Origin of the sequence: Streptomyces sp. NPDC008086, from assembly GCF_042957325.1 — a bacterium.
GTDB lineage: Bacteria > Actinomycetota > Actinomycetes > Streptomycetales > Streptomycetaceae > Streptomyces.
Genome location: NZ_JBIBIA010000018.1, coordinates 1 through 24,707, shown reverse-complemented (window position 1 = coordinate 24,707; position 24,707 = coordinate 1). Strand labels below are relative to the sequence as shown.

The 24,707-nt window shown below is 70.8% G+C and carries 25 protein-coding genes and 5 tRNA genes; 10 read left to right on the top strand and 20 right to left on the bottom strand.

Annotation, left to right across the window (positions count from 1 at the left end; translation table 11 throughout):
• Nucleotides 1-170 precede the first annotated feature (170 nt).
• The gene (locus ACFZBP_RS40125; RefSeq protein WP_383454180.1) at nt 171-2,009 is read left to right on the top strand and encodes an HSP90 family protein; all 1,839 of its coding nucleotides are present in this window, start codon (nt 171-173) and stop codon (nt 2,007-2,009) included.
• Nucleotides 2,006-4,978, top strand: a complete 2,973-nt coding sequence (locus tag ACFZBP_RS40120) for a tetratricopeptide repeat protein (RefSeq protein WP_391420883.1) — start codon at nt 2,006-2,008, stop codon at nt 4,976-4,978. Before ACFZBP_RS40125 ends, ACFZBP_RS40120 begins: the two co-directional genes overlap by 4 nt.
• A gap of 40 nt (nt 4,979-5,018) precedes the next feature.
• Here the strand turns inward: ACFZBP_RS40120 and ACFZBP_RS40115 are convergent, their stop codons facing one another.
• Nucleotides 5,019-6,671: a DAK2 domain-containing protein gene (locus ACFZBP_RS40115; protein ID WP_391420882.1), complete on the bottom strand. Its 1,653-nt coding sequence runs from the start codon at nt 6,669-6,671 to the stop codon at nt 5,019-5,021.
• Between the two features lie 256 nt (nt 6,672-6,927).
• On the opposite strand from ACFZBP_RS40115, the gene rpmB reads away from it, so the two are divergent.
• Nucleotides 6,928-7,113 carry a 50S ribosomal protein L28 gene (gene rpmB / locus ACFZBP_RS40110; protein WP_003993230.1) on the top strand — a complete coding sequence of 62 codons (186 nt, stop codon included), beginning with the start codon at nt 6,928-6,930 and terminating at the stop codon, nt 7,111-7,113.
• Nucleotides 7,114-7,201: 88 nt separating this feature from the next.
• Here the strand turns inward: rpmB and thiD are convergent, their stop codons facing one another.
• On the bottom strand, nt 7,202-7,993 hold the full coding sequence (gene thiD / locus ACFZBP_RS40105; RefSeq protein ID WP_391420881.1) for a bifunctional hydroxymethylpyrimidine kinase/phosphomethylpyrimidine kinase: 792 nt from the start codon (nt 7,991-7,993) through the stop codon (nt 7,202-7,204).
• A complete protein-coding gene (locus ACFZBP_RS40100) occupies nt 7,990-8,958 on the bottom strand; it encodes a thiamine-phosphate kinase (RefSeq protein WP_030050100.1) in 969 nt (322 codons plus the stop codon). Before ACFZBP_RS40100 ends, thiD begins: the two co-directional genes overlap by 4 nt.
• A gap of 206 nt (nt 8,959-9,164) precedes the next feature.
• Here ACFZBP_RS40100 and ACFZBP_RS40095 point away from each other — a divergent pair, with 206 nt between their 5' ends.
• Nucleotides 9,165-9,398 carry an Lrp/AsnC family transcriptional regulator gene (locus ACFZBP_RS40095; protein ID WP_003997603.1) on the top strand — a complete coding sequence of 78 codons (234 nt, stop codon included), beginning with the start codon at nt 9,165-9,167 and terminating at the stop codon, nt 9,396-9,398.
• A 20-nt stretch (nt 9,399-9,418) separates the two neighbouring features.
• Nucleotides 9,419-9,952: a DUF3515 domain-containing protein gene (locus ACFZBP_RS40090; protein WP_383454195.1), complete on the top strand. Its 534-nt coding sequence runs from the start codon at nt 9,419-9,421 to the stop codon at nt 9,950-9,952.
• Here the strand turns inward: ACFZBP_RS40090 and ACFZBP_RS40085 are convergent.
• From ACFZBP_RS40085 to ACFZBP_RS40075, 3 genes are all read right to left on the bottom strand, one after another.
• Nucleotides 9,945-11,102, bottom strand: a complete 1,158-nt coding sequence (locus ACFZBP_RS40085; RefSeq protein ID WP_391420880.1) for a D-alanine--D-alanine ligase — start codon at nt 11,100-11,102, stop codon at nt 9,945-9,947. The two genes, ACFZBP_RS40090 and ACFZBP_RS40085, sit on opposite strands and share 8 nt — an antisense overlap.
• A gap of 94 nt (nt 11,103-11,196) precedes the next feature.
• On the bottom strand, nt 11,197-12,207 hold the full coding sequence (locus ACFZBP_RS40080) for an NAD(P)H-dependent glycerol-3-phosphate dehydrogenase (RefSeq protein WP_391420879.1): 1,011 nt from the start codon (nt 12,205-12,207) through the stop codon (nt 11,197-11,199).
• Entirely contained in the window at nt 12,204-13,004 is an 801-nt protein-coding gene (locus tag ACFZBP_RS40075) for a lysophospholipid acyltransferase family protein (protein WP_383454205.1), read from the bottom strand. The genes ACFZBP_RS40080 and ACFZBP_RS40075 overlap by 4 nt, the downstream gene beginning before the upstream one ends.
• A gap of 170 nt (nt 13,005-13,174) precedes the next feature.
• Between ACFZBP_RS40075 and cofC the strand changes: the two genes are divergently transcribed.
• Both cofC and ACFZBP_RS40065 read left to right on the top strand, forming a co-directional pair.
• Nucleotides 13,175-13,825: a 2-phospho-L-lactate guanylyltransferase gene (cofC, locus tag ACFZBP_RS40070; protein WP_391420878.1), complete on the top strand. Its 651-nt coding sequence runs from the start codon at nt 13,175-13,177 to the stop codon at nt 13,823-13,825.
• A gap of 84 nt (nt 13,826-13,909) precedes the next feature.
• Nucleotides 13,910-14,113, top strand: a complete 204-nt coding sequence (locus ACFZBP_RS40065) for a hypothetical protein (RefSeq protein WP_391420877.1) — start codon at nt 13,910-13,912, stop codon at nt 14,111-14,113.
• A gap of 72 nt (nt 14,114-14,185) precedes the next feature.
• Here the strand turns inward: ACFZBP_RS40065 and ACFZBP_RS40060 are convergent, their stop codons facing one another.
• From ACFZBP_RS40060 to leuC, 4 genes are all read right to left on the bottom strand, one after another.
• Nucleotides 14,186-14,830 carry an HU family DNA-binding protein gene (locus ACFZBP_RS40060; RefSeq protein WP_383454212.1) on the bottom strand — a complete coding sequence of 215 codons (645 nt, stop codon included), beginning with the start codon at nt 14,828-14,830 and terminating at the stop codon, nt 14,186-14,188.
• A 137-nt stretch (nt 14,831-14,967) separates the two neighbouring features.
• A complete protein-coding gene (locus ACFZBP_RS40055; RefSeq protein WP_383454215.1) occupies nt 14,968-15,198 on the bottom strand; it encodes a hypothetical protein in 231 nt (76 codons plus the stop codon).
• Between the two features lie 287 nt (nt 15,199-15,485).
• Nucleotides 15,486-16,079 carry a 3-isopropylmalate dehydratase small subunit gene (leuD, locus tag ACFZBP_RS40050; RefSeq protein ID WP_391420876.1) on the bottom strand — a complete coding sequence of 198 codons (594 nt, stop codon included), beginning with the start codon at nt 16,077-16,079 and terminating at the stop codon, nt 15,486-15,488.
• Nucleotides 16,080-16,085: 6 nt separating this feature from the next.
• Nucleotides 16,086-17,516 carry a 3-isopropylmalate dehydratase large subunit gene (gene leuC, locus ACFZBP_RS40045; protein WP_383454220.1) on the bottom strand — a complete coding sequence of 477 codons (1,431 nt, stop codon included), beginning with the start codon at nt 17,514-17,516 and terminating at the stop codon, nt 16,086-16,088.
• Between the two features lie 201 nt (nt 17,517-17,717).
• Between leuC and ndgR the strand changes: the two genes are divergently transcribed.
• Complete coding sequence (gene ndgR, locus ACFZBP_RS40040) at nt 17,718-18,434, top strand: IclR family transcriptional regulator NdgR (RefSeq protein WP_031485194.1); 717 nt, start codon at nt 17,718-17,720, stop codon at nt 18,432-18,434.
• A 229-nt stretch (nt 18,435-18,663) separates the two neighbouring features.
• On the opposite strand, the gene ACFZBP_RS40035 is transcribed toward ndgR, so the two are convergent.
• Nucleotides 18,664-19,176 carry a monooxygenase family protein gene (locus ACFZBP_RS40035; protein WP_391420875.1) on the bottom strand — a complete coding sequence of 171 codons (513 nt, stop codon included), beginning with the start codon at nt 19,174-19,176 and terminating at the stop codon, nt 18,664-18,666.
• Nucleotides 19,177-19,265: 89 nt separating this feature from the next.
• On the opposite strand from ACFZBP_RS40035, the gene ACFZBP_RS40030 reads away from it, so the two are divergent.
• Nucleotides 19,266-19,919 (top strand): MerR family transcriptional regulator, encoded by a 654-nt coding sequence (locus ACFZBP_RS40030; protein WP_391420874.1) that lies wholly within the window; start codon nt 19,266-19,268, stop codon nt 19,917-19,919.
• 37 nt (nt 19,920-19,956) lie between these two features.
• Here ACFZBP_RS40030 and ACFZBP_RS40025 read toward each other — a convergent pair.
• The 9 genes from ACFZBP_RS40025 to ACFZBP_RS39985 all read right to left on the bottom strand — a co-directional run bounded on the left by ACFZBP_RS40025 (nt 19,957) and on the right by ACFZBP_RS39985 (nt 23,917).
• A tRNA-Glu gene (locus tag ACFZBP_RS40025) sits at nt 19,957-20,029 on the bottom strand.
• A gap of 28 nt (nt 20,030-20,057) precedes the next feature.
• Nucleotides 20,058-20,129 (bottom strand) — tRNA-Gln (locus tag ACFZBP_RS40020).
• Nucleotides 20,130-20,149: 20 nt separating this feature from the next.
• Nucleotides 20,150-20,222, bottom strand: a tRNA-Glu gene (locus ACFZBP_RS40015).
• 29 nt (nt 20,223-20,251) lie between these two features.
• Nucleotides 20,252-20,324 (bottom strand) — tRNA-Glu (locus ACFZBP_RS40010).
• A gap of 21 nt (nt 20,325-20,345) precedes the next feature.
• Nucleotides 20,346-20,417, bottom strand: a tRNA-Gln gene (locus tag ACFZBP_RS40005).
• 91 nt (nt 20,418-20,508) lie between these two features.
• Nucleotides 20,509-21,237 carry an HAD family hydrolase gene (locus tag ACFZBP_RS40000; RefSeq protein WP_383454227.1) on the bottom strand — a complete coding sequence of 243 codons (729 nt, stop codon included), beginning with the start codon at nt 21,235-21,237 and terminating at the stop codon, nt 20,509-20,511.
• Between the two features lie 113 nt (nt 21,238-21,350).
• A complete protein-coding gene (gene gltX, locus ACFZBP_RS39995; RefSeq protein WP_391420873.1) occupies nt 21,351-22,835 on the bottom strand; it encodes a glutamate--tRNA ligase in 1,485 nt (494 codons plus the stop codon).
• The gene (locus tag ACFZBP_RS39990) at nt 22,819-23,604 is read right to left on the bottom strand and encodes a fumarylacetoacetate hydrolase family protein (RefSeq protein ID WP_391420872.1); all 786 of its coding nucleotides are present in this window, start codon (nt 23,602-23,604) and stop codon (nt 22,819-22,821) included. The genes gltX and ACFZBP_RS39990 overlap by 17 nt, the downstream gene beginning before the upstream one ends.
• 127 nt (nt 23,605-23,731) lie before the next feature.
• Nucleotides 23,732-23,917, bottom strand: a complete 186-nt coding sequence (locus ACFZBP_RS39985) for a hypothetical protein (RefSeq protein WP_383454235.1) — start codon at nt 23,915-23,917, stop codon at nt 23,732-23,734.
• A 599-nt stretch (nt 23,918-24,516) separates the two neighbouring features.
• Between ACFZBP_RS39985 and ACFZBP_RS39980 the strand changes: the two genes are divergently transcribed.
• On the top strand, nt 24,517-24,707 hold a 191-nt coding region (locus ACFZBP_RS39980), incomplete at its 3' end, for a hypothetical protein (RefSeq protein WP_391420871.1).

Below are 24,707 nucleotides of genomic sequence, written 5' to 3'. Positions count from 1 at the left end.
TTCGGCTCTAGGATGGCGCGCTCCGGCCATCCTTTCGCGGTCACCGCCTCACCGGGACCGCCCGACCCCGCGCCGTCGCGTAGGGGGTGTTATGAAAGTTCCGTGCGGTGCCCGCGGTGTTCGGTGCGGGACTTTCACAACCCCCTGATCCCCCCAACGGCGCCGTGACGATGGACTCCCAGACCTCACAGTCATCCCAGGCACCTCAGCCGCCCCAGTCACCTCATACGTTCCAGGTCGACCTGCGTGGTCTGGTGGACCTGCTCTCCCACCATCTCTACTCCAGCCCGAAGGTCTACCTGCGCGAGCTGTTGCAGAACGCCGTCGACGCCGTCACCGCCAGACGCGCCGAGGAGCCGGACGCGCCGGCCAAGGTGCGGTTGTACGCCGAGGCGGGCGCCCTGCGGGTCGAGGACTCCGGGGTCGGGCTCACCGAGGCGGACGTGCACAGCCTCCTGGCGACCATCGGGCGCAGCTCCAAGCGTGCCGAGGGGCTGCAGGAGGCGCGGTCCGACTTCCTGGGGCAGTTCGGCATCGGTCTGCTGGCCTGTTTCGTGGTCGCCGAGCGGATCCGGGTGGTCAGCCGCAGCGCCCGTACGCCGGACGCTGCGCCCGTGGAGTGGACGGCGACGGACGACGGTTCGTACACCGTGCGGACGCTGCCGGACGACGCCCGTACCGAACCGGGCACGACCGTGCACCTGGTGGCGCGGGCCGGGGCCGCCGAGTGGCTCGCCGAGGACCGGGTGCTGGCGCTGGCGCGGGACTTCGGCTCGCTGCTGCCGTACGACGTCCGGGTCGGCGGCGAGGCGGTCACCGACCTGCCGGCGCCCTGGGACCGGCCGTACCCCTCCCCCGCCAACCGCAGGGTGGCCCTGGCCCGGCACTGCCACGACCTGTTCGGCTTCACCCCGCTGGACTCGATCGACCTGGACGTGCCGCTCGCCGGGATCCGTGGCGTGGCGTACGTCCTTCCCTCGTCGGTCAGCCCGGCCCAGCGGGCGGGTCATCGCGTCCACCTCAAGGGCATGCTGCTGACCGAGCGCGCCGAACAGCTGCTGCCCGACTGGGCGTTCTTCGTGCGCTGCGTCCTGGACACCGACAGCCTGCGGCCGACGGCATCGCGCGAGTCGCTGTACGAGGACGAGACGCTGGCGGGCGTACGGGAGGCGCTCGGCGAAAGGATTCGGTCCTGGCTGACGGGTCTGGCGGCCGGTGATCCGGAACGGCTGGCCGCCTTCCTGGCCGTGCACCACCTGGGCGTGAAGTCGCTCGCGCGGCACGACAAGGAGATGCTGCGGACGATGCTGCCGTGGCTGCCGTTCGAGACGACCGACGGACGGCTGTCGCTGGAGGAGTTCGCGCAGCGGCACCCGGTGGTGCACTTCACGCGGACCGTCGAGGAGTACCGGCAGGTCGCGCCGATCGCGTCCGCGCAGGGCGTCGGGGTGATCAACGGCGGCTACACGTACGACAGCGAGCTGGTCGAGGCGCTGCCGTCGGTGCGGCCGGGGACGGTCGTCGCCGAGCTGGACGCCGACACCGTGACCGCGCACCTGGACGCCGTCGACCCGGCCGAGGAGCTGGCGCTGGCGGGCTTCCTGGCGGCCGCGCGGGCCAAGCTCGACCCGCTGGGCTGTGACGTCGTGCTGCGCGCCTTCCACCCGCTGTCCGTACCCGCGCTGCACCTCGATGACCGGGCGGCCCGGCACGAGCAGGCCCGCGCGGAGGCCGAGGAGCAGGCCGACGACCTGTGGGCCGGCATCCTCGGCTCGCTGCGCGGCAGCGCGCCACGCGCGCGTCTCGTGCTCAACCACCTCAACCCGCTGATCCGGCGGATCAGTTCCCTGGGCGACCCGGAACTGATCGGCACCGCCACCGAGTCCCTGTACGGGCAGGCCCTGCTGATGGCGCAGCGCCCGCTCAGGCCCGCGGACTCGGCGCTGCTGAACCGGGCCTTCATCGGCCTGCTGGAGTGGGCCACGAACGGCGAGGAGGGCCGCCGATGAGCGACGTCAAGGACTTCGACTCGCTGCGCCGGGCGATGGCGGACAACTCCGAGGAACCGGAGGGTCCCGCCCGCAACGCGCGCGCGGAGCAGCTGCTGGCCGTGGCGGAGAAGCTGAGCATCCCGCTCGCCGTGATCGAGGCGCTCGGACACCAGCTGAAGGTCTACAACTACAGCTCCGAGAAGGATAAGATGTTCGTCCCGTTCGCGCGCCTGCTGCGCATGTGGGACGAGCGGCCCGAGGACTTCGACGAGTACGAGACGCACTCGCTGCACTGGGTCTTCAAGTGGATGTCGTCCGGCATGCTCGACCAGCCGCACATCCCGCTGGCCTCGATCGAGAAGTGGCTCGGCGAGATGGAGCACCGCTACCGGCTCGCCGGGCACTCCGAACGGGCCGTGCGCAGCGCCGAGTTCAGCGTGGCCGCGCATGTCGGGGACGTGGCGCGGGCCGAGCGGGCCTACGCGGCCTGGCTGGCGGCCGACCGGGACGCCATGGCCGACTGCCACGCGTGCGAGCTGCACGGGCAGGGCTGGTGGCAGGCCGAGCGCGGCCGGGACGCCGAGGCGATCCGGCTGTGGGGGCCGGTCCTGGCGGGCGAGTACACCTGCGCCCACGAACCGCACACCGTCCTCGCGTCCTCGCTGGCGCCGCTGCTGCGCCTGGGCCGCCTGGACGAGGCCCGCGCCCACCATCTGCGGGGTTTCCGGCTCGTCCGGGCCATGGAGAGCATGCGCGGCGCCTACGCGGACCACGTGGAGTTCTGCGCGCTCAGCGGCAACGAGGCACGTGGCCTGGAGCTGCTCGCGGAGCGGCCGGCGTACTTCACGGACGACGGGCATCCGCGCAGCAAGCTGGAGTTCATGGCGGTGGTGGCCCTGCTCATGGACCGGCTCGGCGAGCTGGGACTGGGCGATCAGCGGGTTCCCGGCCCGGCCGGCCGGGACTGGACCGCCCGTGAACTCGCCGCACACGCGCGTGAGGAGGCCCTGGCGCTGGCGGCGGGCTTCGACCGGCGCAACGGCACGGCACACGTCAGCGAGCGGGCACGCGCGCGGATGGACCAGCGGCCGCTGGTGGAACGGCTGCCGCTCGGAGTGCGTACGACGGCGGCACGGCCGGCGGGGGCGGCGGCGCCCGTGCCGGCGGCGGCCACCGTGTCCGGCGGTTCCGAGCGCGCGACGGCGGAGCCCGACCTGGCCGCGCTCCTCATCGAGGCACGTCGGCTGTCGGACACCTTGCAGCCCCACGCCATCGCGGCCTGGGCGGCCGTCTCGCGGGCCGCCGAGGACGTCGAGCTGGCCGCCCGCGACCGCGCGGAGATCGCCGACCACCAGGCGATGGACCTGGGCCCGGAGGGCATCGCCCTGTTCGAGGAGGCCGCCGGGCTGTACGCGGAGGCCGGCGACCCCGGGGAGGCCCTGGCGGCACGCGCGCGTGGAGCGTACGTACGCGCTCTCACCGGCGACGTGCCCGAGGCGCTCGGAGTGATCTCCGACCTGTACGACCGGGTTCTCGCGCTGTACGCCGAGGACGGTACGGGCGTACGGCAGACGGCGGCCGTGCTGATGAGCCGGGCGCGGATCCTGATGCGGCGGGCGCACGAGGCGGAGGGCCCGACGCAGGAGGCCGCACTGGCCGACGCCAGGGCCGCCGCGGGTGAGGTGCTCGCGCTCGTCGACGGACAGGCCGGGGCCGACGTACGGCTGGCCGCGCGGGCCGCGGAGGGGCAGGCCATGCTCGCGGAGCTGGCGGCGCTCGCCGGGGACCTGGAGCGGGCCGCGGAGCTGTTCGCCCGGGCTTCGCAGGCGTTCGTCGGGGCGGGGCTGCCGTGGTTCGCGGTGGAGTACGAGGCCCGGCTCGCCGGTCTCGCGCACCATCTCGGCGACACGGCGGAGGCCGAGCGGGCGCTGCGGGCGGCCCTGGAGCACGGCGGGCCGCACCTGGAGGCGCCCGGACGGGCCCAGCTGCACCTCCAGCTGGCCGAGGTGCTCGGCGGCCGGGGGCTGGCCGAGGAGGCGGCTGAGCACGCCCTGGAGGCGGCGCACTGGGCCGACGAGGCGGGCGAGAGCCGGACGCTGGGCGCCTGGGCGCGACAGCAGCTCGGCGGGTTCCTGCTGCACCAGGGGCGGTTCGCCGAGGCCGCCGAGGTCCTGGAGTCGGCGCTGCCGGACCTGACCGCCGAGATGCACGGCGACGGCGCGGTCGTGCAGACCCAGTGGTGGCTCGGCGACTGTCTGAGCGAGCTCGGCGAACACCGCGAGGCCGCCGAACGCCGCCTTCAGGCCGCCGAGATCGCCCGGCACTGGCCCGAACAGCACGACCACGCCACGCTCGCCCACCTCGCCGCCGAGTCCCTCGGCAACGCCGGCCTGCACACCGAGGCCGACCAGGCGTACGCGCGCGCGGGCGCCCTGTGGCGCGAGCTGGGCAACGTCCACGGCCTCGTCCGCTCCCTGCGCGCCCGCGCGTGGCTGGCGCTGCGGCTGGAGGACACGGAGGGCGGCCGGGACGGCGGGGACGACACGGCGTCCGCGTTGATGGCGGCCGCGATCAACGCGTGCACGGCGGCCCTGGACTCGGCGGACGACGAGGAGGCACGTCGCCGACTGGTCGCCGAACTCGGGCACACGCACCGGCAGTTCAGCGACCTGCTCGCCCGTTCGGCCACGGAGGACGCCGAGGACGAGTCGATCCGGGCCGCGCTGGAGGCGGCGCTGGCCCAAGTGACCCAGGCCGTCGCGGTGTTCGCCGCCCTCGGCGACGACGCCCTGCACAGCCGCACCGGCGCCGAACTCGCCGCGGGCTGGCTGGAGGCCGACCTGAGCCGTCCGGAGCGGGCCGCGGCACGCGCGCGTGCGGTGCTGACGGCGTACGAGGGTCACGACGAGGCCGACGAGGCGGTGCGGGAGCGGCGGGCCGAGGCCGGGCAGATGCTTCAGGTGGTGGAGGAACAGGACACCGAGTAGCGGGAGCGGGCACCCCGAGCCCGGCTGTTCCCGGCCCGCCCTACTCCACGCCGATGAGCAGCAGCGCCCCTTGCCTCCCGCCCCGGTACACCACCGTGTCGACGGCGAGGTAGGACTCACGCACGCGTGCTTCGAGGTGCTCGGCGATCGTCTCGGGTGCCTCGTCGCCGAGGACGAGGGTGACGAGTTCGCCGCCTGCCGAGAGCATCCGGTCGAGGACGGTCTCGGCGGTGGCGGTGACGTCCGTCCCGATCACGGCGACGTCGCCGTCGACCAGGCCGAGGACGTCGCCGGCCTGGCAGATGCCGGCCATGGTCCAGGACTGGCGTTCGGCGACGGCGACCTCGGCGTAGCGGGTCGCGCCGGCCGCCGAGGTCATCGACACGACGTCCTCGTCGAAGCGGCGGTCCGGTTCGTGCACGGCCAGCGCCGCGATGCCCTGGACCGCGGAGCGGGTCGGGATCAGCGCCACCCGGATGCCCTCCGCACGGGCCTGCTCGGCCGCCGCGGCCGCCGTGTGGCGCAGCTCGGCGTCATTGGGCAGCAGCACGACCTCGCGCGCGTGGGCACGCCGTACGGCCTGCACGAGCTCCCCGCTGGCGGGCGGCTCCCCCGGGCGCGCGAGGACGGTGGTCGCGCCGGCCTCGCCGTACAGTCCGGCCAGCCCCTCGCCCGGCACGACGGCGACGACGGCCCGCTGGGCCCGTTCCCGGGGCGGCCGCTCGGCACCGGTGGTGTGCACATCACCGGCGCCGAAGTGGGTGATCCGGATCCGGTACGGCCGCCCGGCCTCGACGCCGGCCTCCACGGCGGCCCCGGCGTCGTCGACGTGCACATGGACGTTCCACAGCCCGTCACCGCCGACGACCACGAGCGAGTCCCCGAGACCGTCGAGCCGCTGCCGGAGCCGGTCCACGGCCGCGTCCTCGGCCTCCAGCAGATAGATCACCTCGAAGGCGGGGCCGCTCTCGTCCTGGGCGTCGGCGCATTCCTCGGTCTCGGGCTCCACGCGCGCGTGCGTCCCGGACACCACCACAGGGGCCGCCTCCCCCGTGAACGTCTCCACCAGCGCCCCCAGTACCGCCACCAGCCCTCGTCCCCCGGCGTCGACGACCCCGGCGCGCTCCAGGACCGCCAGCTGCCCGGGCGTGGCCGCAAGCGCCGCGCGTGCCCCTTCATAGGCCGCCCGCGCGACCGCCCCGCAGTCGTCGCCCTCCGCCCCGGCGGCCGCGTCGGCGGCGGCCGAGGCGACCGTGAGGACCGTGCCCTCGACCGGGTGGGCCACGGCCTGGCGGGCGGAGTCGGCCGCGTGCCGCAGGGCGAGCCGCAGACCGGAACCGTCGGTGTGAGCCCTCTCACCGTCGGCGGACAGCACCTGGGCCATGCCCCGCAGCAGTTGGGCGAGGATCGTGCCGGAGTTCCCCCGGGCGCCGATGAGAGCCCCGTGCGCCATGGCGCGGGCCGCGTCCGCGAGGGTGGGCCTGCCCACGTCGTACGCGGTGAACACGGCCTCCACGGCCGCGACCGCCGACTCCACGGTCAGGTACAGGTTCGTCCCCGTGTCCCCGTCGGCCACGGGATAGACGTTGATCGCGTCGATCTCCTCACGCGCCCGACCGAGCGACTCCAGCGCGAGACCGCACCAGGTGCGCACCGCGAGAGCATCGAAGAATGTCTGCGGCACCTGCGCCACCTGCGCCTCCCTGAGCTGCCGACCGTGGCACGCAGCGTAGACCCAGGGCGGGTGCGCGCCGGAAGCGGGCCGGGGGCGGGCCCCTGAGCAGGCATGGTAGTTTCGTTGGACTGGCGCAGTCGTTGTATGCTGCTCCGGTTGCCCGATGAAAATCGGGCCGTTCCCCTGGCAGCGCCACTCAGATCTTTGATCGTAGATCTCGATCCCGGCATGCCGGGATTATCCGTAAGAGCATCTGAAGTCTTTGGAGTGACCCGTGGCTGCCAACTGCGACGTCTGCGGCAAGGGGCCGGGCTTCGGCAACAACATCTCGCACTCGCACCGCCGTACGTCCCGTCGCTGGAACCCGAACATCCAGCGCGTCCGTACCGTGGTCGGCGGGACGCCGAAGCGCGTGAACGCCTGCACCTCGTGCATCAAGGCCGGCAAGGTCTCGCGCTGACGCCCACAGCTGAGCGCGCGGCCACTGCTGGTTCGCTGCAGTAAGCCGGTCCACCTCGGTGGACCGGCTTTTTGCTGTGCCCGAGTCGCTAGGAGCGCTCGCGGAAGCGCCACCCGTGGTCCACCGGCCCGATCCCCCCGCCGAGCGCGAACCCCGCCTTGATCGCCCCGGTGACGTACTCCTTGGCCGCCGCCACCGCCTCCGGCACGGGCAGCCCCTTGGCGAGCCCCGAGGCGATGGCCGAGGCGAGCGTGCAGCCCGTGCCGTGGGTGTGCCGGTTGTCGTAGCGCGGCGCCCGCAGCCAGTGTTCCGCGGAGCCGTCGGTCAGCAGGTCCACGGCGTCCCCGGACAGATGGCCGCCCTTGATCAGCACCCAGCGCGGCCCGTACGCCAGCACGGCCGCCGCGGCCTCCCGCAGCTGCTCCTCCGCCTCGACCCGGACGCCGGTGAGCTGCGCCACCTCGTCGAGGTTGGGCGTCGCCACGGTCGCCACCGGCAGCAGTTTCGTGCGGACGGAGTCCAGCGCCGAGGCCGCGAGCAGCGGGTCCCCGTGCTTGGAGACGCCGACCGGGTCGACGACCGCCGGCGCGTCCGTGCCCCCGATCAACTCCGCCACTGTCTCGACGAGTTCGGCGGACGCCAGCATCCCCGTCTTGATCGCCTGGACGCCGATGTCGTCGACGACGCTGCGGTACTGGGCGCGTACCGCCTCCACGGGCAGTTCCCAAGCGCCCTGCACACCGAGGGAGTTCTGCGCGGTGACCGCGGTGATCACGCTCATGCCGTGCACGCCGAGGGCCAGCATCGTCTTCAGGTCGGCCTGGATGCCGGCGCCGCCGCCCGAGTCGGAGCCCGCCACGGTGAGGACGTTCGGGATCATGACTCGATGTCCCCGCCGAAGTGGTCCCAGCCGCCCTTCTTGGTCCACGGCGCCCCGTCCACCGTCACCTGGGGCAGCGCGGAGGGGTTGAGGACCTCGCCGATGACCTTCCAGCGGGCCGGGAGCTTCACGTCCGGCGGGAAGGTCGCCACGATCGCGTGGTCCTCTCCCCCGGTCAGCACCCACTGCATGGGGTCGACGCCGACGGCCTGCCCGATGTCGTTCATCTGGGTCGGGATGTCGATCGCGCCGGAGCGGATGTCGATCCGGACCTTGCTGGCCTCGGCGATGTGCCCGAGATCGGCGATCAGCCCGTCGCTGACGTCGCACATCGCGGTCGCGCCGAGCCCCGCGGCGGCCGGACCGGCGTGATACGGCGGCTCGGGGCGCCGATGGGCCTCCACGAAGGCGCGGGGTGAGCGGAAACCGCGGGCCAGTACGGCGTATCCGGCGGCGGACCAGCCCAGCCAGCCGGTCACCGCCACGAGGTCGCCGGGCTGCGCGCCGGCCCGCGTCACGGGCTCCTGGTTGCGCAGATCGCCGAGCGCGGTGATCGACACCATGATCGAGTCGCCCCGTACGACGTCGCCGCCGACCACGGAGGCGCCCGCGACCTGGCACTCGTCGCGCAGGCCGTCCATCAGCTCGGTCGGCCAGGTCACCGGGAGTTCGGCCGGCACGACCAGTCCGAGCAGCAGCGCGGTCGGCACGGCGCCCATGGCGGCGATGTCCGCGAGGTTCTGCGCGGCGGCCTTGCGGCCGACGTCGTAGGCCGTGGACCAGTCGCGGCGGAAGTGCCGCCCCTCCAGCAGGATGTCGGTGCTGGCGACCACCCTGCGGTCGGGCGCGGCCACCACCGCGGCGTCGTCGCCGGGGCCGACCCGGACCGCCGGGGTGGTGGTGAGACGGGAGGTGAGCTCCCTGATGAGCCCGAACTCGCCGAGCTCACCAACAGTGCCCTTCATTGCCCTTACGCCCCTTCTGTCCCTGTCCGCACCCGGTCGCGCGTCACTTCGGTCCTCGCTACCGTCGAGGTGTACGTCAACTTCTGTCGTGCCGGCACCCCGGCGCGCAAGCCCCGGCCATCGCAGGTCTCCCCGCGGCGAGCGGCGACGCGATACCGTGGCGTTCCTTTTCCCCACATGATCCTCGTGGCCGCCCTGGAGGTTCCGTGGTACAGGCGTACATCCTGATCCAGACGGAGGTCGGCAAGGCGTCGACCGTCGCCGAGACGATCAGCAAGATCCCTGGAGTCATCCAGGCCGAGGACGTGACGGGACCGTACGACGTCATCGTGCGCGCCCAGGCCGACACGGTCGACGACCTGGGTCGCATGGTGGTCGCGAAGGTCCAGCAAGTGGACGGCATCACCCGCACCCTGACCTGCCCGGTCGTACATCTGTAGCCCCCGTCTACCCTTGGCCGGTGAACTCTTTCCGTCACCGGCACATTTCTGTTCTCGGGCTGCCCGCGCTCGTCCTGCTGATCACCGCGGCGGGCTGCTCATCAGCAGACGGCAGCGCGTCGGCGGCGGTTCCCAGTCCCGGCGCCACGGCCGCGAAGCTGTGTCAGAACCTCGACAAAGCACTGCCGGCCAAGGTCGACGGTGAGCGACGTGCGGATCCCTCGCCCGCGTCCCCGCTGACCGCGGGCTGGGGGGACGACCCGGCGATCATACTGCGCTGCGGTGTCGTACGGCCGCCGAAGATGATCGACCCCAAGGTGGCCGAGGGCCGGGATCCGGACGCGGTGGCCGGGGGTGTGGAGGGCGTCAAGTGGCTGATGGAGAAGCGGGACGGCGGGGGCTACCGGTTCACCTCCGCGAGCCGTCGCGCGTACGTCGAGGTCACGGTGCCCGAGGGGGTGGACAGCTCGGGTGCGCTGATCGATCTGGCTCCGGCCATCAAGAAGGCGATCCCCTCGGGGATCGCCGACCTGACCGTGGCGGACCCTACCTGAGTCCGGTGGACCGCCTCAGCGCCGCCTGGATCAGCCGGTCCACCAGGTCCGGGTAGCTGACCCCGCTCGCCTGCCACATCTGCGGGTACATCGAGATCGGCGTGAAGCCGGGCATCGTGTTGATCTCGTTGATCACGAACTCCCCGTCCTCGGTGAGGAAGAAGTCCGCGCGCACCAGGCCCTCGCACGAGGCCGCCTCGAAGGCGTCCACCGCGAGCCGCTGGACCTCGGCGGTCTCCTCGGGCGTCAGCGGGGCCGGCACGATGCCGGGCGTGGAGTCGATGTACTTGGCCTCGAAGTCGTAGTACGCGTGCGCGTCCGGCGGCGGGATCTCGGCCGGTACGGAGGCGCGTGGGCCGTCCTCGAACTCCAGCACCCCGCACTCGATCTCACGGCCGCGCAGGGCCGCCTCGACGAGGATCTTCGGGTCGTGCCGCTGGGCCTCGGCGATGGCCTCGTCCAGGCCGGCCAGGTCCTCGACCTTGGTGATGCCGATCGACGAGCCCGCGCGCGCCGGCTTCACGAAGAGCGGCCAGCCGTGCTCGCCGGCCAGGTCGACGATCTTCTTGCGGGCGGCCGAGGCGTCCTGCTCCCACTCGCGCGGCCGGATCACCACGTACGGGCCCACCTTGAGCCCGAACGAGGTGAACACCCGCTTCATGTACTCCTTGTCCTGGCCGACGGCCGAGGCGAGCACGCCCGAGCCCACGTACGGGGTGCCGGAGAGCTCCAGGAGGCCCTGGAGGGTGCCGTCCTCGCCGTACGGGCCGTGCAGCACCGGGAAGACCACGTCGACGTCACCGAGCGCCTTGGGCACCGATCCGGGCTCGCTGTAGACCACTTCGCGGCTCGCGGGGTCGACGGGGAGCACCACACCGCCCTCGCTGGACTCCGCGAGGTCGTCGACCTCGGGCGTACGGCGGTCGGTGATCGCCATGCGTTCGGGATCGTCGGCGGTGAGCACCCAGCGGCCGCCGCGCGTGATGCCGATCGGCAGCACGTCGTACCGCGTCCGGTCGATCGCGCGCAGCACGGCGCCGGCGGTGACCATGGAGATCCCGTGCTCGGAGCTGCGACCGCCGAACACGACGGCCACGCGCGGCTTGCGGGGCGGCTGGTCAGGGCTCTGGGGGAGGTTCTCGGTGCTCATATCGGGTTGAGGGTACCCGGTGGTAGGGGCTGGAGTCAGCGTCCGTTGACGCTGGCGGTTCGCGGTACCCCCGGCGCGGCGGCCAGGACGCGACCTAACGGCGCTCGGGCTTCGCGCTGCGCGACATGAGCTCCTTGAGGGCGACCACCGGCGGCTTGCCCTCGTGGACGATGCCGACGACCGTCTCCGTGATGGGCATGTCGACGCCGTGCCGGCGGGCCAGATCCAGCACGGACTCACAGGACTTGACGCCCTCGGCAGTCTGCTTGGTGACCGCGATGGTCTCCTGGAGGGTCATGCCCTTGCCGAGGTTGGTGCCGAAGGTGTGGTTGCGGGACAGCGGCGAGGAGCACGTCGCCACCAGGTCGCCGAGGCCCGCGAGTCCGGCGAACGTCATCGGGTCGGCGCCCAGCGCGACCCCGAGCCGCGCGGTCTCGGCGAGGCCGCGGGTGATGAGCGAGCCCTTGGCGTTGTCACCGAGGCCCATGCCGTCCGCGATGCCGACGGCCAGCCCGATGACGTTCTTCACGGCGCCGCCCAGCTCGCAGCCCACCACGTCGGTCTCGGTGTACGGCCTGAAGTACGGCGTGTGACAGGCGCTCTGGAGGCGCTGGGCGACGGATTCGTCGGTGCAGGCGACCACGGCGGCGGCCGGCATCCGCGCGGCGATCTCGCGGGCCAGGTTGGGCCCGGTGACCACGGCGATGCGGTCCTGGCCGACCTTGGCCACGTCGTCGATGACCTCGCTCATCCGCATGGCGGTGCCGAGTTCGACGCCCTTCATCAGGGACACCAGGACGGTGCCCGGCGCCAGCATCGGCGTCCACTCGGCGAGGTTGGCGCGCAGGGTCTGGGACGGGACGGACAGCACCGTGAAGTCGGCATCGGCCATGGCCTGTGCCGGGTCGGTGGTGGCCCGCATGCCCTGCGGGAGTTCCACGCCGGGGAAGTAGTCCGGGTTCGTACGGCTCGAGTTGATGGCGTCGGCGACCTCGGGGCGACGCGCCCACAGGGTGACCTCGCATCCCGCGTCGGCGAGGACGATGCCGAAGGCGGTCCCCCACGAACCAGCACTCAGAACTGCCGCCTTGACGGGCTTGCTCACGTGCCCTGCCCCTCTTCCTGCTCGGCCTTTTCCTGCTCGGCCCTCGGCTGCGCCTGCCGGTTCTGCGCGGCAGTGCGGCGTCGCTGCTCGATGCGCTCCTGACGCGGATCGTACGGCGTCCTCGGCGCCTTCTCGCCACGGATCTGCTCCAGCTGGGCCGTGATGGCGGCCATGATGACCTCGGTCGCCTCCTTCAGCAGCTCCGGGGTCATCTCCTTGTCGTAGAAGCGCGCGAGGTCCACGGGCGGGCCCGCGAGTACGTGGTGGGTCTTGCGCGGAAGGAGGTTGAGCTTCTTGGCGTAGGGCGGCAGCAGTTCGTTGGCGCCCCACTGCGCGACCGGGATCACCGGGCACTTGGTCTGCAGGGCCACGCGCGCGGCACCGGTCTTGCCGGTCATGGGCCACTGGTCCGGGTCGCGGGTGATGGTGCCCTCGGGGTAGAAAGCGACGCATTCGCCGCGCTCCACGGCGTCGATCGCGGCCCGGAAGGCGCTCAGCGCGTCCGTGGTCTCCCGGTAGACGGGGATCTGCCCGGTGCCGCGCATGGCGGCGCCGACGAATCCCTTCTTGAAAAGTCCGCTCTTCGCGAGGAATCGCGGAACCCGGCCGGTGTTGTACTGAAAGTGCGCGTACGCGAAGGGATCGATGTGCGAATTGTGGTTCACCGCGGTGATAAATCCGCCCTCGGCCGGAATGTGCTCCATTCCACGCCAGTCCCGCTTGATCAGAACCACCAGCGGCGGTTTGCAGATCACCGCGGCGAAGCGGTACCAGAAGCCGATTCTGCGGCGGGGCACGCGTGCACCTTCCTCTAGAGATCAAGGACATCGGGCCGGGGGGCCGCACAAGTGTCGCCCCAGGCCGCCGGTCTGTCGAGAACACCGTACGCCTCGCCGTCCTCACCGCCAGATGCCCCTGGTGCCGGCTGAGTGACAATGGCCGCGACTAGAGAGGGAGCGAAACGCTCGTGCAGTGGACCTTGGTCATACCCCTGAAGCCCTTGGCGCGGGCGAAGAGCCGGCTCTCGGACACCGCGTCGGACGGACTGCGCCCGGGCCTCGCCCTCGCTTTCGCACAGGACACGGTGACGGCGGCGCTGGCCTGCCCCGCGGTGAAGGATGTGGCAGTCGTCACGAACGACGCCCTGGCCGGCCGCGAGCTGGGCGCACTTGGCGCGCTTGTCGTCCCCGACGAGCCGGGAGGCGGCCTGAACGCGGCGCTGGCACACGCGACGGCCGTCGTACGCTCCGCCCGCCCCGACAGTGCCGTAGCGGCCCTGAACGCCGACCTTCCGGCTCTGCGCCCCCTGGAATTGGCCCGCGCCCTGGATGCGGCAATGGAATTCCCCCGCGCTTTTCTCCCGGACGCGGCAGAGATCGGCACGACACTGCTGACCGCGACGCCGGGCCGGGAATTACTACCGGCATTCGGCCAGGATTCCCGGGCCCGCCATCGCGCCTCGGGGGCCGTGGAACTCCCCCTCGACGAGGTGGACTCCGTACGCCAGGACGTGGACACCGGTGAGGATCTACGGGCCGCCCTGGCCCTGGGCGTGGGCCCACGAACGGCGGCGGCAGCGGCACGGCTACTGATACGCCCCCGGGGGGCGCGGGACTGAGTCGATGCGCGGCTCCGCCGCGCGGGCGCGACCAGCCCCCCACAGCCCCGCACCCGAAACACAACCCGTCGTAGGGTTACCGCCATGCAGGCCACCGCATACACCTACGACGAGGACACCCGCTCCGGCAGCGTCCTCCTGGACGACGGCACCCCCGTCCCCTTCGACGCCCCCGCCTTCGACGCCGGAGGCCTACGACTACTGCGCCCCGGGCAACGGGTCCGTATCGAGACGGAGGGCGAGGGCGAGGGCCTGCGCATCACGCTGGTGACCTTGCAAACCCTCTGAACAGCAGCTCAGACACGCCGCGGGCCGGACTCCAGACGGAGTCCGGCCCGGCGCGTGAGTGCCCCTGCGGTCCTACCTCTTGCGGGCGGTCGCCTTCTTGGCGGTGGTCTTGCGAGCCGTCGACTTCTTGGCGGGCGCCTTCTTGGCGGTCGCCTTCTTCGCCGGGGCCTTCTTGGCCGTCGCCTTCTTGGCGGTCGTCTTCGCCGCGGTCGTCTTCTTGGCGGCCGTCGTGGTCTTCTTCGCCGGAGCCTTCTTCGCGGTGGTCTTCTTCGCGGTGGCCGTGGTCTTCTTGGCCGTCGTCTTCTTCGCGGTGGTCTTCTTCGCCGCGGCGGCCTTGGTGGTCTTCTTCGCGGCGGCCTTCTTGACCGTCGCGGCGGCACCACCGGTCAGGCTGCCCTTGGGCGCCTTCTTGACGGCGACCTCGCCGCCCCGCGGCAGCTTCTTCGAGCCGCTGACCAGGTCCTTGAAGCCCTGACCGGCGCGGAAGCGCGGAACAGAGGTCTTCTTGACCCGAACCCGCTCGCCCGTCTGGGGGTTACGGGCGTAACGAGCAGGCCGGTCGACCTTCTCGAACGAACCGAAGCCGGTGACCGAGACCCGCTCACCCGCGACGACCGCGCGGACGATGGCGTCCAGTACATGGTCGACAGCATCGGCGGCCTGCTGGCGGCCGCCCATCTTGTCGGCAATCGCTTCTACGAGCTGCGCCTTGTTCACGTCTTCCCCTTCGGAGACATCGCCAGAACGAAAGTGTTCAAGCTTTTTCGCACGTTAGGCAGATATATACCGCAAATCAAACACGAAACGGGCTAATCACCCTTGTGCCGCAACAGACTCGACTGTCTCGAAGGTGTTCAGCGTTCCTCTTCGGGGAATCGTCCCGCGTCGAGATCCGCCATGAACCGCTCCAGACGCCTTGTCGCTTCGGCGACGTCGTGTTTGGCCGCGGCCGTAATGACCAGCAGCTTCCGGGTCAGCGCCATCCGTACGCCCTCCGGGACTTGCAGTGCGCGCACCGTTGCATGCGCTTCCTTCAGTTGGTCCGCGACTGCCGCATAGAGCTCGAGTTGGCCGTCGTGTTCCATGCACAGATTGTGCCATCTGGGGCGAGTTGTCGCCTGCCAGGGGTGCAACTCCGGCCTCGAATGGCCTTCCGGGCACTTGCGGAAGTCACGGCTACACCACTCGCGTACCCTCGCAACACCCTTCGTAACGTGGGAAGTTGAGTCCGGCACGAAAACGGCGCAGGGCCGTTCGGGTGCAGACATGGCAGTACCCCCGATCGGGCTGATCGGGGGTACTGAGGGGGTGTTGCGGTGTCCGAAAGTCGCCTTGTGCTCGGACCTCGGTCCGAACCGGGGCGGCCCCGGGCTCAGGCCTGCAGCGTGCGCGGCTTGAACGACGGCCGCTTCGCCTCGTAGGCGGCGATGTCGTCCTCGTTCTGGAGGGTGATCGAGATGTCGTCGAGGCCGTTCAGCAGCCGCCAGCGGGAGTTCTCGTCCAGCTCGAAGGCGGCGGTGATGCCCTCGGCGCGCACCTCGCGGGCCTCCAGGTCGACGGTGATCTCGGCCTGCGGGTCCTTCTCCGTGAGCTCCCACAGCGCGTCCACGATCTTCTGCTCCAGAACCACCGTGAGCAGGCCGTTCTTGAGCGAGTTGCCGCGGAAGATGTCGGCGAAGCGGGAGGAGATGACCGTCTTGAAGCCGTAGTTCTGCAGCGCCCACACGGCGTGCTCACGGGAGGAACCGGTGCCGAAGTCGGGACCGGCGACCAGGACCGTGGCGCCCTGCCGCTCGGGCTGGTTGAGGATGAACGTCTCGTCCTTGCGCCAGGCCTCGAACAGCCCGTCCTCGAACCCGTCCCGCGTGACCTTCTTGAGCCAGTGAGCAGGGATGATCTGGTCGGTGTCGACGTTGGAGCGGCGCAGCGGGACGGCCCGGCCGGTGTGCTTGGTGAATGCTTCCATGGCTGATCAGACTCCAGCGGGCGTACGGGTCTCGGCGTCGGACAGGTCGGCCGGGGAGGCCAGGTGGCCCAGGACCGCGGTGGCGGCGGCGACCTGCGGCGACACCAGGTGCGTACGACCGCCCTTGCCCTGCCGGCCCTCGAAGTTGCGGTTGGAGGTGGACGCGGAGCGCTCACCCGGGGCCAGCTGGTCCGGGTTCATGCCCAGGCACATCGAGCAGCCCGCGTGCCGCCACTCGGCGCCGGCCTCCTTGAAGACGACGTCCAGACCCTCGGAAACGGCCTGCAGACCGACCCGCGCTGAGCCCGGGACGACCAGCATCCGTACGCCGTCGGCGACTTTGCGGCCCTTGACGAGCTCGGCGGCGGCGCGCAGGTCCTCGATGCGGCCGTTGGTGCAGGAACCTACGAAGACGGTGTCCACCTTGATGGAGCGCAGCGGCTGACCGGCCTCCAACCCCATGTACTCCAGGGCCTTTTCGGCGGCGAGGCGCTCCGAAGCGTCTTCGTACGAAGCCGGATCGGGGACGGACGCCGAAAGCGGCGCACCCTGGCCGGGGTTGGTGCCCCAGGTGACGAACGGCGACAGTTCGGCGGCCTCGATCACGACCTCGGCGTCGAACTCGGCGTCGTCGTCGGTCTTCAGCGTCTTCCAGTACGCGACGGCCGCGTCCCAGTCCTCGCCCTTGGGGGCGTGCGGGCGGCCCTCGAGGTAGTCGAACGTGGTCTGGTCAGGGGCGATCATGCCCGCGCGGGCGCCGGCCTCGATCGACATGTTGCAGATGGTCATCCGGGCCTCCATCGAGAGCTTCTCGATGGCCTCGCCGCGGTACTCCAGGACGTAGCCCTGGCCGCCACCCGTGCCGATCCTGGCGATGATCGCCAGGATCAGGTCCTTGGCGGTGACGCCGTCGGGCAGCTCGCCGTTGACCGTGATGGCCATGGTCTTGGGGCGGGCCATGGGCAGCGTCTGGGTGGCCAGCACGTGCTCCACCTGGGAGGTGCCGATGCCGAACGCCAGGCCGCCGAAGGCGCCGTGCGTGGAGGTGTGGGAGTCACCGCAGACGACGGTCATGCCCGGCTGGGTCAGTCCGAGCTGCGGACCCACCACGTGCACGACGCCCTGCTCGACGTCGCCCAGCGGGTGCAGACGCACACCGAACTCGGCGGCGTTCGCGCGCAGCGTCTCCAGCTGGACGCGGGAGACCGGGTCCGCGATGGGCTTGTCGATGTCGAGGGTCGGGGTGTTGTGGTCCTCGGTGGCGATGGTCAGGTCGAGCCGGCGCACCTTGCGGCCGCTCTTGCGGAGGCCGTCGAAGGCCTGCGGGCTGGTCACCTCGTGCAGCAGGTGCAGATCGATGAAGAGGAGGTCGGGCTCGCCCTCGGCGCGCCGGACGACGTGGTCGTCCCAGACCTTCTCCGCGAGTGTCCTACCCATCGCTTTCCCTCCGGCCGGCTTACGGTCCACCGGCCCAACTAGAGATCTTGAGAAGGCGGCCACCGCCCGCGCCCCTGCTTCCGGGCGTCCGCCGCCAGGCCCGTTCGGTTCACGGGCCGCTCTGCCTTCGTTCTTCCAGAGTGGCGTGTTCCACGGAAAATTGAACTTGCGTTTCACAGAGTGAGACGCGAGTATCGTTGCATGGACAACAGTAGCGGCGTCGGCGTTCTGGACAAGGCAGCCCTTGTCCTGAGCGCCCTGGAGTCCGGTCCGGCCACCCTCGCAGGGCTCGTCTCGGCCACCGGACTGGCACGACCCACGGCCCATCGACTGGCCGTGGCTCTGGAACACCACCGCATGGTGGCGCGTGACATGCAGGGCAGGTTCATTCTGGGCCCTCGGCTCGCGGAACTGGCCGCGGCGGCCGGTGAGGACCGTCTCCTCGCGACGGCGGGCCCGGTCCTCACCCACCTCCGTGACGTCACGGGCGAGAGCGCGCAGCTCTACCGCCGCCAGGGCGACATGCGCATCTGCGTCGCCGCGGCGGAACGCCTGTCCGGCCTTCGGGACACGGTCCCGGTCGGGTCGACGCTCACGATGAAGGCGGGCTCCTCGGCCCAGATCCTCATGGCCTGGGAGGAGCCGGAGCGCCTGCACCGCGGCCTGCAGGGCGCCCGCTTCACGGCGACGGCCCTCTCCGGCGTACGGCGCCGGGGCTGGGCCCAGTCGATCGGCGAGCGCGAGCCGGGCGTCGCGTCCGTCTCCGCGCCGGTGCGCGGGCCGTCGAACCGCGTGGTGGCCGCCGTGTCGGTCTCCGGCCCCATCGAGCGCCTCACCCGCCACCCCGGCCGCATGCACGCCCAAGCGGTCATCGACGCCGCAGCCCGCCTCTCCGAGGCCCTGCGCCGCACGGGCTGAGGGCGCCGAGCTTGTCGTTCCCCCGTCGGAAGAGGACCGGCCTCAACGCCGCGGCAGGCCTTGGACCGACGGGGAGGCGCCCCACTCCAGGGGCGCGGGGAACTGCGCGAGCAACCACCGACGACCCGCACCCGCCCCCAACCGAAGCCCCCACGGCGCAGAATCTGCCACCACCGCCCGTCCGCCGTCCGCGACGCCGTCGTTGCCGGTCGCGCAGTTCCCCGCGCCCCTAGGGAGTCGGTGCGCTCCCCGACCTTTGGGCGAACCGATCCTTCGCGTACCGCCCGCGCGCAGCGACCGGCACCTGCCCGTGCGCCGCCGCCAGCCCGAACGCCGGCATGTCCGCGTAGATCGACTCGTACGCCCCCTCGGGCACCACGTAGGCCTCGTGCCACAGCCCCACGTGCCCCCGCACCTTCCCCGCCCGCTCCTTGCGGTTGATGATCCCCCACACCCGGTGATGGAACATGTCAGGCGAGGCGGCGTACGCGTAGAGCTTCTCCTTGGACTCCCAGTACTGGACGACGTAGTACGTCCGCGGTGAGGCCGTCAGCAGCACCCGCCCCAGCAGCCCCCGGTCGCCGTCCCGCGCAAGCTCCCCCAGCATGCGGAACATCGACAGCATGACCGGGAGCCACTGGTGCACCGCCCAGAAGTGGTTGATCCGCATCCCGATGAGCAGGACCACCACATCGCCCTCGGCATCCGCGGTCGTACGACCCAGCACCGGCTTCGCGAACATGACGGCCCCCTGGCTCCGTATCCGGATAGCGGCACTATCCTTCTGCTCGGTGATTGGATAGTGGCACTCACCAAGGAGAGGCGCAAGACATGCGGCTGGCGGAACTCAGCGAGCGCAGCGGTGTGCCCATCGCGACCATCAAGTACTACCTGCGCGAAGGCCTGTTGGCGCCCGGCCGCCAGATCAACGCCCGCACCGCCGAGTACGACGAGGAGCATCTGCGCCGGCTACGCCTGGTGCGCGCGATGATCCAGGTCGGACGGGTACCGGTGGCGACGGTCCGGGAGGTGCTCGGACATGTCGACGACGACGCCCTCCCCCGGACGATCCGCCTGGGCGCTGCCCTGTGGGCGTTGCCGCAGGTACCGGAGCCGGACGAGGACGACGAGTACGTCCGGGCCGCGCACGACGTGGCGGATGAACTGCTGGAGTCCCTGGGCTGGTCGAACGCCAAGGCCCTGGTCACGATCTCGCCCTCGTACCGTTCACTGGTGGTGGCGATGGCCGCGCTCAGACGGCTCGGGTACGACTGGGACCCCCAACTGCTGCTGGCGTACGCCCGGTTGATGCACGGGGCGGCGGTCCTCGACCTGGACTTCGTCGAGACCCACGCCTCGGAGGCGGAGAAGGTGGAGACGGCGGTCCTGGGGGCGATCCTCGTCGAGCCGATGCTTCAGGCGCTGCACCGGCTGGCGCAGGAGGAGGAGTCGGCACGCCGGTACGGCTTCGGCGACCAGGAATGACGAAGGCCCCCCACCGAGGTGGAGGGCCTTCGCTGTGTACCCCCGACCGGATTCGAACCGGCGCTACCGCCTTGAGAGGGCGGCGTGCTAGGCCGCTACACAACGGGGGCGAGGATCTTACGTTTCCGCAGATCCGAGCTGGTCTACCTGGACTCGAACCAAGACTAACTGAACCAGAATCAGTCGTGCTGCCAATTACACCATAGACCAATGTGGTTTAGACCAGTTTGTACCCCCGACCGGATTCGAACCGGCGCTACCGCCTTGAGAGGGCGGCGTGCTAGGCCGCTACACAACGGGGGCCCTAGCGATCCCGAGTTGATCGAGATCAGTACCCCCGACCGGATTCGAACCGGCGCTACTGCCTTGAGAGGGCAGCGTGCTAGGCCGCTACACAACGGGGGCGTTGCAGATGAGCTCTGCGAGCTGGCCTACCTGGACTCGAACCAAGACTAACTGAACCAGAATCAGTCGTGCTGCCAATTACACCATAGGCCACTGGAACGCAAGCCCCTGAGGGGATCTTGTTCTAGTTTGCTCCCCCGAGTTCCGGCCTTTCGGCCCGCTCCTCGGCGGCGCAGGAAGAACATTACCCGAAGGTGGACGGGGCTCCAAAACGGGTATCCGCGCCGAGGAGCGCCGGGAGTTCGGAGAGGGAGGCGATCCGGTGCGGTCCGCCGAGGGCGTCCGCGCTGGTGTACACGCCCGCACGGTCGATCCAGACCGACAGCAGCCCGGCCTCCGCGGCGCCCCGCCCGTCGATCTCCGGGTGATCGCCGACGTACGCCACCTGGTGCGGGGCGAGCTCCAGGGCGGCGCAGGCGGCGTGGAAGGCACCGGCCTCCGGCTTGGAGACACCGAGCTCGGCGGCGCACAGGATGGCCTCGAAGCGGTCGTGGACACCGAGGACGTGGAGTTTGCGGTCCTGGACGTGGATGCTGGAGTTCGACAGCACCGCGTGCCGGTGGCTGGCGGCGAGGGCGTCCAGGACGGGCAGGACGTCGGGGAACAGGGCCCAGGCGGTCTCGTAGTGCGTGAGGTAGCGCTGGAACCACGCGTCGGCCTCGGTGTCGGTCAGCTCCGTGCCCAGGAAGACCCGTACGCGATCACGCCGCTGCTCCTCGAAGGACACCTCGCCCGCGGAGAACCGGACCCACTGCGCGTCGGTGATCGCCCTCCAGCGCGCGATGGCCTGCTCGACACCGTCGTACGCCTCCAGCAGCCCCTCGGCCGCCAGATGCAGACGCATTCCGGCGTGGTCGGCCCCCGTGTAGTCGAAGAGGGTGTCGTCGACGTCCCAGACAACGGCTTTGATCACCCTGACAGACTGGCACACCGGGGGTGTGAGCGAGTACCGCGTGCCGCTTTCCGAGGCGGACGCGTGAGGGGCGGCACCGGGATCCGGTGCCGCCCCTCACGTGCATGGGCGTACTACGCCGCCAGCTTGGCCAGCGCCGCGTCGATCCGGCCCAGGGTCGTGTCCTTGCCCAGGACCTCCAGGGACTCGAACAGCGGCAGGCCCACCGTGCGGCCGGTGACGGCCACGCGGACGGGGGCCTGGGCCTTGCCGAGCTTGAGGCCGTGGGCCTCGCCGGCGGCCAGGACGGCCTCCTTGAGGGACTCGGGGGAGGTCCAGTCGGCCGCTTCCAGCTTCTCGCGAGCCGTGCGCAGGAGGGCGTCCGAGCCCTCCTTCATGGCCTTGGTCCAGGACGTCTCGTCGAAGACCGGCTCCGGGAGGAAGAGGAAGTCGACGTTGTCCGTGATCTCCGACAGCACCTTCAGACGGGTCTGGGCGTGCGGGGCGATCGCGTGCCACTTGGCCTCGTCGAAGGCCTCGGGGGCCCAGGGGGCGAAGGGCGCCTTCAGCCAGGGGGCGCAGCGCTCCGTGAAGTCCTTCACGTCGAGCAGCCGGATGTGGTCGCCGTTGATCGACTCGCACTTCTTCAGGTCGAAGCGGGCCGGGTTGGGCTGCACGTCGGCGACGTCGAAGGCCGCGACCATCTCGTCCATCGTGAAGATGTCCTGGTCGGCGGAGAGCGACCAGCCGAGGAGGGAGAGGTAGTTGAGCAGGCCCTCGGGGAGGAAGCCGCGCTCGCGGTAGAGGTTCAGCGACGACTGGGGGTCGCGCTTGGAGAGCTTCTTGTTGCCCTCGCCCATCACGTACGGCAGGTGGCCGAACTCGGGGATGCCCTTGGCGATGCCCAGCTCCGTCAGCGCCTTGTACAGGGCGATCTGACGGGGCGTCGAGGAGAGCAGGTCCTCGCCGCGCAGGACGTGGGTGATCTCCATGAGGGCGTCGTCGACGGGGTTGACGAGGGTGTACAGCGGGGCGCCGTTGGCACGGACGATGCCGTAGTCCGGGACGTTCTCCGGGGTGAAGGTCAGCTCGCCGCGGACCAGGTCGGTGAAGGTGATCGTCTCGTCGGGCATCCGGAAGCGGACGATGGGCTCGCGGCCCTGCGCCACGTACTCCTCGACCTGCGCGGCGGTCAGCTCGCGGCAGTGGCCGTCGTAGCCGGAGGGCTTGCCGGCGGCGCGGGCGGCCTCGCGGCGGGTGTCCAGCTCCTCCTGGGAGCAGTAGCAGCGGTAGGCGTGGCCGGCGTCGAGGAGCTTGGCCGCGACGTCCTTGTAGAGGTCCATGCGCTGCGACTGGCGGTACGGCGCGTGCGGGCCGCCGACCTCGGGGCCCTCGTCCCAGTCGAAGCCCAGCCAGCGCATCGAGTCGAGCAGCTGGGTGTACGACTCCTCGGAGTCGCGGGCCGCGTCGGTGTCCTCGATGCGGAAGACCAGGGTGCCCTGGTGGTGCTTGGCGAACGCCCAGTTGAACAGGGCGGTGCGGACCAGGCCCACATGGGGGTTACCGGTGGGCGAGGGGCAGAAACGTACGCGGACGGGTGCGCTAGCCACGCTTGACAACCTTGTTGGTGAGAGTGCCGATGCCTTCGATGGTGACGGCGACCTCGTCGCCGACGGTGAGCGGCCCGACGCCTGCCGGGGTGCCCGTGAGGATCACGTCGCCGGGGAGCAGCGTCATGGCCTCGGAGATGTTGACGATCAGATCCTCGATTCCGTGGATCATCTCGCTGGTGCGGCCGAGCTGGCGCTGTTCGCCGTTGACCGTGAGCTGGATGGTCAGGTCGGCGGCCGTTTCGAGGGCCATGTCCGTCTCCACCCAGGGGCCCAGCGGGCAGGAGTTGTCGAAGCCCTTGGCCCGGGCCCACTGCTTCTCGCGCTTCTGGACGTCCCGGGCGGTGATGTCGTTGGCGCAGGTGAAGCCGAAGATCACGTCCTTGACGCGCTCGCGCGGGACCTCGCGGCACATACGGCCGATGACGACGGCCAGTTCGGCCTCGTGGTGGAGGTCCTCGGTGAAGGACGGGTACTGGATCTCGTCGCCGGGGCCGATCACCGCGGTGGACGGCTTGAAGAAGGCGAACGGGGCGTCGGGCACCTCGTTGCCCAGCTCCCGGGCGTGCTCGGCGTAGTTGCGGCCGAAGGCCACGACCTTGTTGGGGAGCACCGGAGGCAGCAGACGCACCTTGCTGAGCGGGACCTTCGTGCCGGAGAGCTCGAAGTCCGCGAACGGGATGCCCTTGATGATGTCGAGCACGAGCTCGTCCGGCTTGTCGCCCTCGACCGCGCCGAAGGCGACGTTCCCGTCGATGGAGAATCTGGCGATGCGCACGGGATGCTGCGCCCCTCACTTGAGCCGGCTGGAGTCTGACGCTCCAGGCTAACGCGGGGAGGGGCGAGCGCCTCGCGCATTACTGCCGTACGCGGGCGCTTTGAGTGATCCGGGGCCGGTGCGCGTATTACCCGGCGACGGAGGCCGTGGCGGGGGCCTCCACGAGGATGGTGCGCCGCGGGTTGGCGGTCTGGGTGGGGAGGTCGACGGAGTGCTCCTGCTCCGGGGTCTGCAGGGCGTCGGCGTCCTCGAGGTGCGCCAGCGTCGTGCGCCGCGGGTTGGCTATGTTGTGGAACATCATCGTCGTCTTCACGGTTGTACGTGACCCTGTCGTGTCGGGGCGCCGGTGGAGCCTGGTCTCGCGCGGGCGCGGGGTTGTCAAAGTCTTACATCATGTAAAGCGTCAGGCTAAACACGCGATTCCCCTCCGAGGTCGCGGGGACCCTTGATGTGCGTGTGAGTTTGCTCACGAGCCTGCAAATAAATGGGGGCAATTCAGGCTTGCAACCCACCCCCACGAAACGGACATTCGCCGCCTGAACCCATCATTCCGCTCCTGATCATGGCGACTGGGACACCCCCCATGCCCGAGCGGCTCGTGGGCATAAGTCCGTTATCGTCCGGATCAGCTTCTACGGCAGGTAATCTCGTCCTCACGTGGTGTCACGTATGTCACGGCTCGACCTGCGGGCCTTGTTGGAGATCCTGCACTGTGCTGGAATTCCACGGACCGCCGCAGGATCGAGCCGGCGCACAGGGGGCGCACCGAGCGCCTGGTGGCGGCGAGACAGGGGGAACCAGCGCCGGTTACTCACGACCACCGGGGAGCGTGTTCAGGACGCTCCCCATGACGCCGACACCGTGTCCGTCCGTTCACGCGGAGGGGCGCCTGGTCCAGAGGTTGCGACGCTAGTGCAGGGACGTTTCAAGAGGGATGGCAGCGCTTCGGCGGAGCCGGAGCACGGCGGGACCGACCGAGGTCCCTCGACCCAGCACGCCCAGAACCAGGGGGGCCCGGCCCTTTCCGTCGACGGCGGTGAGCGCTCCGGGCGCCCCGCCGTGTCGGCGTCCGCGGGGGCGGTGAGCCCTTCCGCGCCGGCCCC